Origin of the sequence: Lacibacter luteus (assembly GCF_004118265.1) — a bacterium.
GTDB classification, from domain to species: Bacteria; Bacteroidota; Bacteroidia; order Chitinophagales; family Chitinophagaceae; genus Lacibacter; species Lacibacter luteus.
In genome coordinates this window covers 302,343-319,645 of record NZ_SDHW01000001.1, presented here as the reverse complement: position 1 = coordinate 319,645, position 17,303 = coordinate 302,343, and the positions used below count along the sequence as shown (strand labels likewise).

Below are 17,303 nucleotides of genomic sequence, written 5' to 3'. Positions count from 1 at the left end.
AGATTATAAAATGAAGATCATTACCAATTATATTTTCCTGCTGTTATGTACAGGTGTGCTTGCATCCTGTAGTAAATCGCTGGAGCGTGAACCACTGGAACGCATCACCGATGAAATGGCATTCGATCAAATGGATAAGAATGCTGATTATGCCAAACAGTTTTTGTATGGTACTTACTTGCAATTGCCTGATGGTTATAACCGTTTATCGAATGCATTTCTTGATGCAGGTACTGATGATGCGGTGCATTCGCAAGACGGCATCAGCATTGAAAGTTTCCGTAACGGACGTATCACTGCATTGAATGTAGTGGATAACCAATGGAGCCGTAACTATACCGGCATACGAAAAGTAAATCTATTCTTATCAAAGATCGATGCAGTTCCTGCGCCACAAAATTTGCGCACACAATGGAAAGCTGAGGCCCGTTTTCTCCGTGCTTATTTTTATTTCGAATTAATAAAACGTTGGGGTGGAGTACCGCTTATTGGCGATAAAGTATTTGGCCTGGAAGATAATATCAATCTCAGCCGTAATTCATTGGATGAATGTCTTGCATACATCCTCAGCGAAATTGATGCAGTAAAAGATCAACTCATCAACCATATTACTCTTACTCCCGCAGCAGAAGCCGATAAATACATTGCTGTTGCAACGAAAGGATCTGCATTGGCTTTAAAATCGAGAGTGTTGTTGTATGCAGCAAGTCCGTTGATGAATACAACAAACAACGCACAAAAATGGACGGATGCGGCCAATGCAGCAAAAGAAGTGATGCAGATGAATGCATACTCGCTCTCAACTGATTTTATTGCGTTGTTCAATGCAGTAAAAAATGCTGAGATCATTTTTATGGTGCAGAAAGCACAAAGCCAGAATGTGGAAACCAACAATGGTCCTGTTGGTTATTTGGTTGGTTCAGGTCGCACCAGTCCTTCTCAAAATTTAGTTGATGCATTTTTAATGAAGAATGGCAAACGTATTACCGATGCAGGTTCGGGTTATAGTGCAACTGCTCCATATACCAACAGGGATAATCGTTTTGATGCAAGCATCATGTACAATGGAAAAAACTGGTTAGGCCGTGCAGTAGAAACATTTGAAGGTGGGTTGGATAAACCCGGCGGCAACCGTGTGCAAACAAAAACAGGTTATTACCTGCGCAAGTTCATGGGCAAGTTTGAAAGCTCTGCCAGCTACAGCAATCAAAATCATCATGTGATTCTGTTCCGTTATGCAGAAATTTTATTGAATTATGCAGAGGCGCTGAATGAAGCAAGTGGTCCTGTTGCTGATGTGTACACAGCTATGAAAGATATACGCAAGCGTGCAGGTGTTACTGCCGGTGCAGATAATCTCTATGGTTTACCTGCTGCTGCAACAAAAGAACAAATGCGTGACTTGATCCGTAACGAACGTCGTATTGAACTCGCATTTGAAGAACATCGTTTCTGGGATATACGCCGCTGGAAAATTGCTGAACAGGTAATGAACCAGCCGGTAAAAGGAATGAACATTGTGAAAAACACAGGCGGAACATTTACATACAATGTTGTTGATGTAGCACCATCTGTTTTTGATGCAACAAAAATGCATTGGTTGCCCATTCCATTCTCCGAAATACAAACCAATCCTAACATGACCCAAAACCCCGGTTGGTCATACTAATTCTAACAAGACTAAACTGACAATACAATGAGAAAATTCATTACTGTCTTCTTACTGCTGTTTACTGCCACGCTTGCGTTTGCTCAGCAACGTACTGTTCGTGGACGTGTAACAGATGCTACCGGCGAACCTCTTGCCGGCGCTACCATACAAGAATACAAAAAAGAAAAAAACACAGTTGCCGCCAATACCGAAGGACGTTTTACAATTACTGTAAACGGCAACAATGTACAACTGGTTGTTACTGCAGTAGGCCATAAACCAAAAACAATTGCTGTAAGCAATGATGCAGAGTTAACTGTGCAGCTGGAAAAAGATGATGCTGATATGGATGAAGTGGTGATCGTTGGTTTTGCCAAGCAAAAAAAGATCACCAATGTGGGATCGGTGAGTTCTGTATCAGGTAAAGAGTTGCGTCAAAGTCCTGCAGCAAGTATTCAAAACTCATTAGCAGGTCGTTTACCCGGTTTGTTTCAGCAACAGGGTAGTGGACAACCCGGAAGAGATGCGGCGAATATTTTTATTCGTGGTGTAAGTTCTTATACCGGCAGTAATACGCCCCTGGTAATTGTTGATGATGTGGAAGCAAGTATTTCGCAGCTTACACAAATGGATCCAAACGAAGTGGAGAATATCTCTATTTTAAAAGATGCATCGTCTACTTCTATTTATGGTGTGAAGGGTGCCAACGGTGTAATCATTGTTACAACACGTCGTGGTAAAACAGGTCCTGCACGCATTACTTTCCGTACAGAAGCAGGCTTGCAAATGCCAACTGTAAAACGTAAACCATTGGGTGCTTACGATGCATTGACATTGCTGAAAGAACAACTCATCAACTCTGGTACACCTAATCCTGAAATTGATTTCCCCAATTTATATTCTGCCGATGCACTTGAACATTTCCGCAAAGGCGATCTTCCTTATCAATACCCCAATGTAAACTGGTATGATGAAGTGATGCGTAAAGCAACGTTACAGCAACGTAACAATTTAGACATCTCCGGTGGTACAAGTAATGTGCGTTACTTTGTTTCGCTTGGTTATATTTTTCAGAACGGTATTTTAAAAGATATTTCGAAAGAAGAAGACTTCAACAGTAACTATTATCTGAAACGTTACAACATCCGTTCAAACCTTGATGTGGAAGTGTACAAAGGCTTGTCTTTAAAGCTTGATCTGTCTGCACGTTTCAGCGATGTAAATTCTCCCAACTTACCCGATGTTACACCAGGTGGTGCATGGCCTTTCTGGCGTCGCATTACCAGTGGTTTATTAACACCGTGGAAATATCCTGTAAAAAATGCAGATGGTTCTTACGCAGGAAAGAAAGGCGAAACATTAAATCCTGTTGGCATTTTGCAATATGCAGGTTACAGCCGTAGTTACAGTAACGATCTCAATGCAAACTTATCAGCTATTCACAAACTCGATTTTATTACAAAAGGTCTTTCGCTGAGAGGTACATTGGCGTATACAAATAATTTCGGTTTTACCCGCACATTAACACGTGGACGTTTTCCTGTATTTGATTACAATGCAACAGCCGGTATTTACGATCCTGTGTTTCCTGAATTATCACGCATTGAACCGCTGGTGCGTAGTGGCAATATAAACACATCTTTACCTTTCCGCAGATTGAATACGCAAGTTATTCTTGACTATAACAGAAACATCAAAGGACATAATGTATATGGTCTTGCATTGTTCAATCGTTCAACTGATATAACCACTTCAGCAGCGCCTGCTAACTTCCAGGGTTTTGCGGGTAGACTCGGCTATATCTTCAAATCGAAGTACATGGTTGAACTGAATGCAGGTTACAATGGTTCCGATCGTTTTAAAGCAAAAAAGCGTTATGGATTTTTCCCGGCAGTATCTGCAGGCTGGAACATCAGCGAAGAAAAATTCTTTAAAGACAATATCAGCTTTATCAATTTCTTTAAACTGAAAGGTTCGTACGGTATTGTTGGTAGTGATGATGTAGGTGGCAACCGTTATATCTATGAAGAGGTTTATACACGAAATAATCCCAACCGCCCTTATTACTTTGGTGAAAATCCAACAGCTCAATCAACTATTTTGCCAGGCACACTGGCCAATGCAGATGTGCGTTGGGAAATTGAACGCAAAGCAAATGTTGCAGCAGAGATCAAACTGTTCAAAAACAAATTAGAGATCAATGCCGAATATTTTGATAACTATCGTTACGATATCCTTACAACCCGTGAAAGTGTTCCGTTGTACACAGGTCTTAATCTTCCTGTTGTAAATATTGGTGAAGTAAGTAATAAAGGCTGGGAGTTTGAATTGGTTCACCGCAATACCATTGGGAAAGATTTTCAGTATTTCGTAAAAGGAAATTTCTCTTACGCAAAAAACAAGATCCTGTTTCGTGATGAACCTGCAAATGCAGCGAACCCGATGTTGAGAAGAACAGGTCGGCCGATCGGACAATTGTATGGTTATATAGCTGAAGGTTTTTATTACGATGATGCTGATGTAGCAAAAAGCCCTGTAACAGTTGGAAGAACAGTAAAACCCGGCGATATTAAATTCAAAGATGTAAATGGAGATGGCAAGATCGATCAGAGCGATATCGGTCCAATTGGTCATCCCAATCTTCCACAGATCACTTATGGCTTCTCAACAGGTTTCAGCTACAAAGGATTTGATCTGTCTGCTTTATTTCAAGGTGCAGCACGTGGTAGTTTAATGGCTTCAACATTATTGCAGATCGGTAATGCAAATGGTTTGCCTTCTGCCATTCACATGAAACGCTGGACGCCTGAAACACGTGATGTTGCAGAGTATCCACGTTTAGGTGGAGTAAACTTCGATGCATCTACTTTCTGGTTACGCCCAACCGATTACCTGCGTTTGAAAAACGTTGAGTTGGGTTATCGTTTACCCAACCGTTTCATTAAATCACTTAAACTAACCGATTTCAGGGTTTATGCAAATGCATTAAATCTTGTTACATGGTTTAAGCTGAAGATCTATGATGTGGATCCTGAATCGATTAATGGCGACGGTACAACTTCTGCTTACTCCGATTATCCGCAACAGAAGATCGTAAACTTCGGTGTACAAATCACTTTCTAAAAAAAGAAAAATGAAACAACTCACACATATACTTATTGGTACTTCTCTTGCGGTTGCAACTTTATGCACAAGCAGCTGTAAAAAAGTAAGCGATAAAAACTTTTTGGATAAGACCGATGTTGGTCAGTTAAATGAAACAACAGTATTTGCAGACAGTGCTTTAACGCATGAATTCCTGAACAGTGTGTACAGAGATCTTTCGTATAACTATTATATGGATAATGGTATCTATGGCGGTGGTGTATGGTCTTATAGTGATGGTAGTGATGATAGTGAGTGTCGATGGACAAATCCGGCTACCCAGGCATCTCCGGGATTTAACACTGCACAATTTCCGGGTAATGCAGATTATACACGATTCAGAAATGTATGGTCAACCTGTTATGGTGCTATTCGCAGGGTGAATGTATTTATCGGAAATGTTGAAAGGGCACCGCTTTCTGCAACGAGAAAAACAAGGCTGGTTGCAGAAGCAAAATTTTTAAGAGCCTACTTTTATTATCATCTGTTACGTAATTACAGCGGTGTTCCTTTGCTTGGTGATAAATTGTTTACACTGGACGAAGATTTTAATATGCCACGCAACAGTTTTGCCGAAACAGTTGATTACATCAAAAGTGAAATGGATGCAGTGGCGGGTATTTTGCCAACCGAGCATTTGCCTGAAGATTTCGGTCGCCCTACAAAAGGAGCAGCATTGGGTATGAAGGCGAAACTATTATTACTGGCTGCAAGCCCTTTATTCAATGGCGAAAACCCGGCAGCAACAAATGATCTGAAAAAACTCACAGGCTATGAAGCTTACGATGCCAATCGCTGGAAGCTGGCTGCTGATGCTGCAAAAGCAGTGATGGATATGAATCTTTATTCACTGATTGAAGATAACACAACTGCACCCGGATATGGTTTTTACAAAATGCAGATCGATCGTAAGAATACCGAACAGGTATTCCAGATTATGATGAATACAGGAAGGTGGCATGAAAATCTGCTGCTTCCGCTTTCAAGAGGTGGCCAGGCATATTCTTATCCAACACAACAATTGGTTGATGCATTTACGATGGCAAATGGTAAATCCATTACAGAATCGGGTTCGGGTTATAGCGAAACGACTCCTTATCAAAACCGTGACCCACGTTTTTATTATACCATTGTTTACAACCAGGCGTTGTGGCTCGACCGTACAAGCAACACGAAGAAAGTGGTTGATCTTTACTGGCAGGCCCCGGGTGATGGATTAGGTACAAGTAATAATACACGTACGGGTTATCTCTTTCGGAAATTCTGTAACGAAAACGCAGGCGGAAATTTTGGCGTAACCACACAGGTTGGTTTAGTTGTAGTGCGTTATGCTGAAATATTACTCAACTATGCAGAAGCATTAAATGAATTTCAAGGCGCAACACCTGAGGTGTACCAGGCTGTAGAAGCTATTCGCAGAAGAGCAGGATTGAATCCTTACCAGTTAGCTGCCGGTCTTACAAAAGAACAGATGCGTACCATCATCCGTAACGAACGTCGTGTTGAATTTGCGTTTGAAGAAGCACATCGTTTTTATGATATCAAACGCTGGAAAATTGCTGAAAGAGTGATTAGCGGTGATATGATTGGGATGCGTTGGAACAGGATCGGAACAACCGGAGCCGTATTTTCCAATGTAACTATTCCAGCCACGCCCAGCACTTCCGAGATCCCAGGTGGCCGCTTTACGTTTGAGAAACGCACATTCATCGGCCCGCAAATGTATTATTATCCTATTCCACAATCTGAAATTAACAGAGCCGGTTTGCTGGTGCAAAACCCAGGCTGGTGATAAGATGCTTTCAAAAGCAGTTAGTTAGGTTTATGACCTAAATCCGCCCTGCCGCTTCTGCGGCCGGGGCCTTTTTTGAAATTTCTACAGCATAAATTTTATAAATGAAAAAGAATAAATTCTACACATACTTTTTTGTTGTGCTGATTGCGATTTGTTTGTCAAATAGTTTAAAAGCACAATCAAACAACGATACTGTTTATACGCCCGATTACCGGTATAACCTGAATGTTTATCTCTTTGTTGCAAGTGATCAAACACTTGATTCTGCTTATCATCAACGGGTGAGTAAATATTTGCTTGATGGGCAGGCCTTCTATCGCCAGTGGATGAATCATTGGGGTTATGGCGACAGAACATACGGGTTGATCAAAGACAGTGCCCATCAACTTGTAAAACTCATTGTTATCAGAGGTGCAAAAACATTGGCAGAATATCCTTACAGTACAACTTCTGCAGATGCAATGAAAGCAGAGATCAACAGTTACCTGAATGCAAACCCATCCGATCGTACAGACAGCAGGATGAATCTTGTGATCACTTACTGTAAAGATCATGCAAGTGCAGATGTTCCGTTTTATGGTTACGGTTTAGGTTGGTGCTTTGCAGTGGATTATCCCGGTATGGATCTGCAAGCAGCAGCGAAACAAACAACCTATGTTGGTGGTATGATGCATGAACTTGGACATGGATTAAGTTTGCCACATAATGGCGGAATAAAATCAGTGAACACATTATTCGGCACTTCCTTGATGGGAAGTGGCAATTCAACCTATCAAAGAACGCCAACCTATCTTACCAAAGCAGATTGTGCAATCCTTAACAACAACCAGGTGTTTGCACAATCTGTCCGCAACGATTGGTATGCTTCGGTGCAGGATACCATCAAAGGACTTCGGGCTTACTACAGCAATGGCAACATCATTGTGTCGGGCCGTTATACAAGCAACTCTTCTGCGCCTGTGAACTATGTAAGTTTTTATCATCAGAAAAATGAAACAGGCGGCGATTATCGGTCTACAGTCTGGACAACGCCCATCATCGGTACAGATAGTTTTTATTTAAGTATGGCTTATAGTGAGTTTACAAATCCGGGTGATAATGCCTATGTGATGACAATACGTTTACTGCATGAAAACGGTTCGATCTTTTCACGGAGCTATGCATACAATGTTGTGGATGGCATTCCGCAAATAGATATTTTCCCGGCGCCAAAAGTAAAATTAACAGAACTGACAAACGGTGCTGCGTTTGCAAAACGTGATGAGTTGTTGATCTCAGCAACTGCTTCGGATGAAATTGCGGTGACCGATGTGCAGTTTATTATCAACGGACAACAAAAAGCAGTGTTGGTTGATTCCCCATACCAATGGACATGGAACAATGTAACGCCGGGTCGCTATACCGTTATTGCAAAGGCAACGAACACACAGGGATTTGTTGCGTTAGATTCTGCTGTTATTACTGTAGTAGAAGATAGCACAACATTGTTAGCGCCATCAGCAGATGCTTTTGTGCGTGATGGTTCGTTTGCATCGTCGAATTATGGTACACTCGGTCAGCTTACTGTAAAGAAAGATGCCAATACAGGATTCAGTCGCATCAGTTATTTAAAATTTGATCTGAGTAATTATACAGGCAGCCTGCACAATGTTAAACTGCAGTTGAGTTTATTGGGTGGTGTTAATGGCACACAATGGCAATTATGGAAATGCGATAACGATAACTGGACTGAAACAGGTGTTAACTGGAATAATAAACCAGCCGCAATTACTTTAGCAGGTTCGCAAACCAGTAAATTGAGTGGAGTAGTGGAATGGGATATTACAAACCTTGTGAACACAGAGATCAACGGCGATAAAATTCTCACCGTCGCTGTAATGTCTGCTGTTGCAGGACAAACGTTAGGTGCTGATTTTTATTCAAAAGAAGCAACAGCAACATTGGTTCGTCCGAAATTACTGATCAATGTTTATCCGGGAATAGCAATTGCTCAGCCTGTAAATGCAGATGTGTTTGAGATCGGCTCTTCCACAACCGTTAAAGCAAATGTTGGTTCAGTAAATGATGTACCTGTTGTAACATTTATGTTGAATGGACAAAGTATGTCAACAAATACGCAAGCGCCTTACGAATGGAACTGGAATAACCTGCAACCCGGCACTTATGGTATCAGGGCGAAAGCAACCAATAGTTTAGGATTAACAACGTTGTCTGATTCAATTACGGTACGTGTAAAAGATACATCGGGTATGATCGAGCCCATTGCTGATTCGTACGTACGTGATGGAAGCGCCAACGTTAACACAAACTTTGGTACACAAACAGGTTTGGTAGTAAAGAAAGACGGAAGCGGTTTCAATCGTATCACTTACCTGAAGTTTGACGTAAGTGATTACACAAAGGTTGATACAGCGAAGCTGCGGTTAACCATTCAAAGCGGCAATACCAATGCAACCGTTACTCAATGGCAATTGTGGAAATGTGATAATGATAACTGGACAGAAACAGGGCTTAACTGGAATAACAAACCCGCAACCACAACTTTGTTGGGAACAATTCCCGGCAAACGTAGTGGGGTTGCAGAGTGGAATATCAGCAACATTGTACAAGCAGAAGCAAACGGAGATAAAATATTAACGCTTTGCATTGTTGGAACAGTGGTGAATGGTACTTCTGATGTAACATTTTATTCAAAAGAAACAGCAAATGCGGCTGTTCGTCCAAAACTCATCATTGAAGCGCCACCGGTTATTAGCTTGTTGCAACCGCTTAATAACGATTCGCTGATCGAAAAGAGTACCGTTCTTATCAAAGCAAAAGCAACTGATGATAAAAAAATAGCAAACGTTTCATTCTTCATCAATGGAGAACAGAAAGCAATCGTTACACAAGCGCCATACGAATGGAACTGGACAAACACTGCTCCGGGCAGCTATGGTATCCGTGTAAAAGCAACCGATAATTCAGGCATTAGTGCATGGAGCGATTCTGTTACAGTGATTGTAAAAGATACCACGGCACCAGTTGTTACCTGTGCTGCTGATATAGTTGCAGTATATGATCCTACAGTTTGCGGTGCAACCATCAATTACAGTGTAACTGCAACCGATAATTTCAGCACGCCTGTTGTAAATATTACGAATGGCCTGGCAAGTGGATCAGTATTCCCGTTAGGTACAACAACTGTTACAGCTGTTGCAACCGATGCAGCAGGCAATACATCTACCTGTTCGTTTACTGTTACAGTGAATGCAATTACAACCTATTCATCACTCAACATTAGTACAAGCAAAGTGCAGTATAGTGATAAGCCTGTGTTTGCAGCACGCATTACAAACGGTGGAAGTAATTGTGGCAGCAGTGCAGCTGCAACTGCAACCTTTAAACTGGGTACAGAAGTGTTGGCAACTGTTCCTATGCAGGTAAATGGTAACGATCTGGTAGCAGTCTATAACGATAGAACATTTACAGATGCTCCGGGCACAAACAAAACGGTATCGGTTGAATTTACCAGCATCAATGAAGCGTATGTTGTAACAAATCCTGCGGCAGTAAACTTCAGTATTGTAAAAGAAGATGCGGCTGCACATTACAGCGGTGCATTATTTGTTTCAACCGCAGCTGCCAATAACGGATCGGCAACCATTCATCTGAAAGCAACCATTCGTGATATAACTGCTGAAACAGGTAGTGCATTGTACGATGCATTTGAAGGCGACATTCGTAATGCAACAGCCACCTTCATCAACAGGGAAAATAATACAGTGATTGCAGCAAATGTGCCGTTGGTACTTGTTACAAACGGTGACACAAAAACTGCTATTGCTTCGTACAACTGGAATGTAGATATCGGTACTGCCAACTCGCAGAGTTACACCATTGGTATTGTTGTCAATAATTTCTATACACGTAACAGTTCTGCTGATAATGCCATTGTTACGGTATCGAAACCGCTGGATGATTTTATTGCCGGTGGAGGCAACCTGTTACTGACTAATTCATCAGGAACAGTGGCAGGCGATGCAGGTACTTTGAATGATCTTGGCTTTAGTTTGAAATGGAATAAATCGAAGAGTAACCTGCAAGGCTATCTCAATACCATCATCCGAAGAATGGAAAACGGTGTACTGCATGTGTACCAGGTAAAAGCCAACTCGATGACATCGATGGTTGTTGATGGAAACATCAGTGCAACGCATCCTTATCCAACTGCATCTTTTGGTGCAAAAGCCAATATCCAGGATATTACTGATCCGTTGAATCCAATTGCTATCGATGGTAATGCTACCTTGCAGGTGAGTATGACGGATGGCAGTAATTATAACGCAACAGATAAGATCGCCATTACTGTTTGGAACAAGAACGGAAGCATGTGGTATTCGAGCAACTGGACAGGCGTTACTGCAGAACAAACAATTAATGCAGGTGATATTGTTATCAGCAATGCTGTAAGCAGTAACAGAACCATGATGACTGCTGCTGATGTTTCGGTTACAAATGCAGGAAATAAATTGTCGGTGCAGGCATATCCAAATCCATCGGCACAGGAATTTAAACTGAATGTACAAACAGGCAGCGATGAAAAAGTAAATGTAAAAGTAATGGATCTGCAAGGCCGCATCATTCGTGAAATGCAGGTAGTTGCGGGACAAAACTTCCGGTTTGGTTCGGAATTAAAAGCAGGTATTTATTTTGTAGAAGTAACACAAGGCAAGCAAAGCGAACTCATCAAGTTAATCAAGCTATAATCAATATAAGAAAGCATGCAGCCTGTTTCTTTCAGGCTGCATGCTTTCTCTTTAAAACAAGTATAAAAAAGGATGAACAGGACGAAACAAAGCAAAGTTGCAAAGCTGTTTACAGTTATTGCAGTTTGCAGTCTTTTCTCACTAAATACAACAGCACAATCAACTGTTAAGAAAGAACCTATACCATTACAACACGGTGCACATCGTACAGGTAAACGTATGGATGCTGATATGGCTAAATGGCGTGGTTATGGTTTAGGACAGTTTATTCATTGGGGACTGTATTCCATTTTAGAAGGGAAGTACAAGGGTAAGTATTACAACGGCGCTGCTGAATGGATACGCTCCTGGAAAGAAGTGCCGAATGCAGAGTACGATGTATTGAACAAACAATTCAATCCGGCGACCTTTAATGCTACGGCATGGGCTAAAATGGCAAAGCAGATGGGTGTGAAATATTTAACCTTCACCACCAAACATCATGATGGTTTTTGTTTGTGGCCCAGCAAATACACTGATTATACAATTGAAAGTTCACCGTACAAAAAAGATATTGTAAAAGAAGTGGTGGATGCTTATACCAAAGAAGGGATAGATGTGTATCTCTACTTCTCCATTATGGATTGGCATCATCCCGATTGGCGATATGATCTGAAAACAAAAGAAGACAGCATTGCCTTTGATCGCTTTAAACTGTTTACAAAAAATCAGTTAACGGAATTGTTGCAACGTTATCCGCAAACAAAAGGACTTTGGTTTGATGGCACCTGGGATAATAGTTGGAAGAAGAGTGGAGCATTTACCGATTCACTCGAACAATATTTAAAATCACTTGTGCCCGGTTTGATCATTGGCAGCCGTTTGCGTGCCGATGAAAAAGGCAACAGGCATGTGGATGCCAATGGTGTATTGATGGGCGATTATGAACAGGGTTGGGAACGAAAAATTCCAAAGACCTATGCCGATGTGCATGGTAATGATTGGGATTGCGTAATGACCATTCCGGAAAACGGATGGGGTTATGCAGAAAAATGGATGGGCCATTGGAAAACAACTAATGAACTGATCGAGATGACGGCACAATGCGTTTCACTCGGCGGCAACTTTGTTGTCAACTTTGGGCCTAAGGCCGATGGCAGTTTCCGCAAAGAAGAAATAGCCAATGCAAAAGAGATCGGCGAATGGATGAAGATCAACAGCGATGCGATTTATAATTGTGAATATGCCGGTTGGGAAAAACAGGATTGGGGTTACTACACAAAGAAACGTGGAGAGGATAAAGTGTACATGATTGTATTCAATGTTCCGTTATCGGGCTCATTGAAAATAAAGCCATCTGCAAATTATGTTGTTGAAAAAGCAACCCTCTTAGAAGGTAAACAACAGTTATCGACAGAGAAACTTGATTACGGTGCTTCATTTATTCAATTACCCAAAGGCAAAACATTTGTAAAGCCATTTGTAATTGTGTTGGATATAAAGCCGGTTAAACAACAGGAAGAGGCAGGCCCGAAAGCAAAAACATAAACAGAGAACGAATTATTCAGCATGTCTTTATTCAAACAATTATCAATCGTCTTAATTTTTCTTGCTGTAACGAATCAGTTGGCAGCACAATGCCCTGTTATTCCACAACCACAAACAGCGGCAAAACAAACGGCAATCTTTCAGCTGTCAAATAAAACAGCTTTTGTTGTTACGGATAAAAAGTTTAAAGATGCAGCTTATTACTTGCAGCAAAAACTACTGGAACAATTTCATATTGCTGTAAGTATGCAACAAACTTCACAGCATACGGTTATTCGCTGGCAGGAAGCAAAGCAGAAAGATTTGAAAGCAGAAGGCTACAACATTAATATGTCGGCCAATGAAATCGTTATTACTGCCAATGATGAGCAAGGTGCTTTTTATGCAGCTGTTTCGTTATTGCAATTGTTTAACAGCAGTAAACAACAGCATGAAAACCTGTTGGTAGATTGCTGGAACATAACCGATGCTCCTTTGTATGGCTGGCGTGGATTGATGCTGGATGAATCTAGACATTTCTATGGAAAAGAAAAAGTAAAGTCTATTCTCGACTGGATGGCGTTTTATAAACTCAATCGCTTTCACTGGCATTTAACCGATGAACCCGGCTGGCGATTAGAGATAAAAAAATATCCGTTGCTGACATTGGTAGGAGGCATCGGCAATTATACCAATGCATTTGCAACAGCAACATTTTATACGCAGGAAGATGTACGGGAGATTGTTCGTTATGCAGCTGAACGAAATATTGTGGTGATACCGGAAATTGATATGCCAGGTCATGCAACCGCAGCCAATAAAGCTTATCCGCAATACAGCGGTGGCGGTTCCGATAAACATCCTGACTTCACCTTTCATCCTGCAAAAGAAGAAACCTATAGTTATCTCACAACGATCTTAAGAGAAACAAATGCATTGTTTCCATCCGGCATGTTGCATCTCGGTGGCGATGAAGTTAGTTTTGGTAATGAAAAATGGGCTGCCGATCCATTGGTGCAGGCATTGATGAAAAAACAAAACCTTGCAACTGTAAATAAGGTAGAGCAATATTTTATGCAACGCATAGCCGATTCTGTTTTCAGCATGCATGCAAAAGTGCTGGCTTGGGATGAAGTGGCAGAAAGCGGATTGCCTGTTGATAAAACCATTCTATTCTGGTGGCGCCACGATCAGCCTAAACAATTGCAAACGGCATTGAGCAAAGGATACGATGTTGTGCTTTGCCCACGCCTGCCTTTGTATTTCGATTTTGTGCAGGACAGCACACATACTGTTGGCCGTAAATGGGGAGGAAAATTATTTAACCCGTTAAAGAACGTGTATGATTTCGCTGTTACAAATTTATCGCCTGTAAGTTCTTCAAACAGCAAACAAGTCCTCGGCATACAGGCCAATGTGTGGACAGAAGCAATGCAGGATGAACAACGTCTCGATTATATGTTGTTTCCACGCATTGCAGCATTGGCAGAAGCAGCATGGACAAGCAGGAAAAATTTCGATGTATTCTCACAAAATCTTACAAAGCATTTTGTGTTATACAGGAAAGCCGGTATCAATTATTATCATCCCGTTCAAACAAAATAAATGTTGCCAATAAAAAAATATCTGTTGTGTTTCTGTTTAACTGTTTTTGCTTTTCATGTAAATGCACAGCAGGGAAAACAACAGCAGCCAAATATCATTCTTATAAATATGGATGATATGGGTTATGGTGATACAGAACCCTTTGGCGCAACCGGTTATACCACTCCAAACTTTAACAGGCTGGCGAAGGAAGGCATGCGGTTCACACATTTTTATGCAGCTCAGGCTGTTTGTTCTCCTTCAAGAGCAGCATTGCTTACAGGTTGTTATCCTAATCGTATCGGCATGAGTGGTGGTGCTTTAATGCCGTGGAGCACAAAAGCATTAAACCCGAATGAAGAAACAATCACATCGTTATTAAAGAAAGCAGGTTATGCAACAGCGATGTTTGGCAAATGGCATTTAGGTGCAACGGCACCGCATCTTCCAATACATTATGGTTTCGATCAGTTTTATGGTATTCCTTATTCGCATGATATGTGGCCGATCGATTATGAAGGAAAACCAATTACAGATACAAGTAACTGGCGAATGAAATTTCCTCCACTGCCGGTATATGATGGAGATAAACAGGTTGATACAATTCTGAGTTTACAGGAACAAGCATTCTTAACATCAACCTTCACAAAAAAAGCAGAAGCATTTATAACTGCACAAAAGCAAAAACCATTCTTTCTCTATTTAGCGCATCCAATGCCGCATGTGCCATTGGCTGCATCGCCGGCATTTGCCGGAAAAACAGGAGCTGGCTTGTTTGCTGATGTGATCGCTGAAATTGATTGGTCGATCGGCCGCATTATTGATCTGCTTGATAAAACAGGATTATCAAAAAACACATTGCTAATTGTAACAAGCGATAATGGCCCGTGGTTATCCTTCGGCAATCATGCAGGATCATCGGGTGGTTTGCGTGAAGGAAAAGGTACAGCATGGGATGGCGGTACAAGAGTGCCTTGCTTTGTACGCTGGCCAGGCAATGTGGAAGCAGGGACTGTCTGCAACCAGTTGTTGACGAATATGGATCTACTTCCAACAATTGTTGCAGCAGCAGGAGCCACATCACCCAAACAAAAAATTGATGGTTTAAATTTTCTGCCGTTGCTAACCGGCAAAACAAATCAATCGCCACGTGATCTGTTCTATGTGTATTACGATGCAAACAATCTTAAACTCATCCGTTATAAAAACTGGGAGCTGGTATTGCCACATTCATCGCAGGCATATTCAGCAGGAGAGCCGGGTAAAGATGGAAAGCCGGGGCCAACACCAATAAAGTCTGTGCCAATGGCTTTGTATGATCTTACACATGATCCCGGAACGGTGTATGATGTACAAAAAAACTATCCTGAAATTGTACAGCTGATACTTGGTTTTGCAGAGCAGGCAAGAGAAGATCTCGGTGATGATTTGACCAAACGCAAAGGAAAAAATACACGTGCTGCTGCAACAGTAACACTAAAAACTAATTAATAACGGAAGCATTAACGAAGAGATATGCAAAGAAGAAACTTTTTACGATGGTCATCTTTACTTGGTGTTGCAGGTTTGCTGCCGGGCAAAGCTGCGCTTGCAGAAGATGCCGTTTTGTTCAGCGATAAAACATTGCCCGGCAAAAGCGACCGTGATTATTGGGTTACGTTACTTGATAAGATCGCTACACCTGTGTTGAGTAATATGAGTAAGGGTGAGTTGCGGAAGAACATGAAAATGGAATACAGTCCTACATGGGATGGCAGAAATGCGCAAGTTGGTTATATGGAAGCATTCGGTCGTTTAATTGCAGGTATTGCACCTTTTCTTGCATTGCCTGATGATGCAACTGCTGAAAGTAAAATACGGCAACGTCTTCGTACGCAAACATTACAAAGTCTTGCGCATTCAGTAGAACCTACCAGTGCAGATTATTTATTTTGGGGCGATGGTAAAACAGCACAGCTATTAGTTGATGCCGCACATATTGCACAGGCTTTCCTGTATGCACCAGATGCGTTGTGGAAACCACTTAGTGAAAAAACAAAACAACAGTTCATTCATGAATTTAAAAATATACGCCGCATAAAACCATTTAAAAGTAACTGGTTATTGTTTGCGGCAATGATTGAAAGTTTTCTGCTGAGTATTGGTGAAGAAATTGATGCTGCAAGAATTGATAATGCCATTGACCAGATCACCAAATGGTATGTAGGCGATGGTTGGTACAGCGATGGCGATAAGTTTCATTTTGATCACTACAATGGTTTTGTAATGCATCCTATGCTGGTAGATGTGTTACGCATTAACGTAGCAAAGGGCAGAAGAGAGGCCAAAGAATTTGAAACAGCTTATAAACGTATGCAGCGTTATGGTTCGTTCCAGGAACGCTATATTTCTCCCGAAGGAACGTATCTGGTTGTTGGTCGTTCTTCAACTTATCGTGTGGGTGCTTTTCAGCCATTGGTGAAACTCGCATTAGAAAATAAATTGCCTTCAACCATTGAGCCTGCACAAGTGCGTTGTGCATTAACTGCAGTTATGAAACGCATGTTCATTCCTTCCACCTTTACAAAAGAAGGATGGTTAACATTGGGTTTATTAGGTAACAATCAAAAAGACCTTGCAGATTATTACTCCAACACAGGCAGCATGTATGTTACCTCGCTTGTGTTTCTTTCATTAGGCTTACCTGCAGATCATAAATTCTGGTCAGATCCATTTACAGAATGGACGCAACGCAAAGCATGGAGCGGAAAACCATTTGCAAAAGATTATGCAGTGGATTATTAATTACTCAATCAATACAGATTAAATACGAATGATGATGAAGAGATTTCTTTTGCCTTTAGTGCTTGTTTCTTTTTTGCATACTAACCTGGAA

Annotated in this window: 8 protein-coding genes; all 8 read left to right on the top strand. The window is 41.3% G+C overall.

The window, feature by feature from the left end; genetic code table 11:
* The first annotated feature begins 10 nt into the window (after nucleotides 1–10).
* Nucleotides 11–1,669, top strand: a complete 1,659-nt coding sequence (locus ESA94_RS01205) for a RagB/SusD family nutrient uptake outer membrane protein (protein ID WP_129129036.1) — start codon at nucleotides 11–13, stop codon at nucleotides 1,667–1,669.
* A gap of 27 nt (nucleotides 1,670–1,696) precedes the next feature.
* Complete coding sequence (locus tag ESA94_RS01200; RefSeq protein WP_129129035.1) at nucleotides 1,697–4,774, top strand: SusC/RagA family TonB-linked outer membrane protein; 3,078 nt, start codon at nucleotides 1,697–1,699, stop codon at nucleotides 4,772–4,774.
* Between the two features lie 10 nt (nucleotides 4,775–4,784).
* On the top strand, nucleotides 4,785–6,587 hold the full coding sequence (locus ESA94_RS01195; protein ID WP_129129034.1) for a RagB/SusD family nutrient uptake outer membrane protein: 1,803 nt from the start codon (nucleotides 4,785–4,787) through the stop codon (nucleotides 6,585–6,587).
* Between the two features lie 104 nt (nucleotides 6,588–6,691).
* A complete protein-coding gene (locus ESA94_RS01190; RefSeq protein ID WP_129129033.1) occupies nucleotides 6,692–11,338 on the top strand; it encodes a CBM96 family carbohydrate-binding protein in 4,647 nt (1,548 codons plus the stop codon).
* Nucleotides 11,339–11,410: 72 nt separating this feature from the next.
* Nucleotides 11,411–12,865, top strand: a complete 1,455-nt coding sequence (locus ESA94_RS01185) for an alpha-L-fucosidase (protein ID WP_129129032.1) — start codon at nucleotides 11,411–11,413, stop codon at nucleotides 12,863–12,865.
* 21 nt (nucleotides 12,866–12,886) lie between these two features.
* Nucleotides 12,887–14,449 carry a beta-N-acetylhexosaminidase gene (locus ESA94_RS01180; protein ID WP_129129031.1) on the top strand — a complete coding sequence of 521 codons (1,563 nt, stop codon included), beginning with the start codon at nucleotides 12,887–12,889 and terminating at the stop codon, nucleotides 14,447–14,449.
* Nucleotides 14,450–15,919: a sulfatase family protein gene (locus tag ESA94_RS01175; protein ID WP_129129030.1), complete on the top strand. Its 1,470-nt coding sequence runs from the start codon at nucleotides 14,450–14,452 to the stop codon at nucleotides 15,917–15,919.
* Nucleotides 15,920–15,943: 24 nt separating this feature from the next.
* Nucleotides 15,944–17,212 (top strand): DUF2264 domain-containing protein, encoded by a 1,269-nt coding sequence (locus ESA94_RS01170; protein WP_129129029.1) that lies wholly within the window; start codon nucleotides 15,944–15,946, stop codon nucleotides 17,210–17,212.
* The last annotated feature ends 91 nt before the right edge of the window (nucleotides 17,213–17,303 follow it).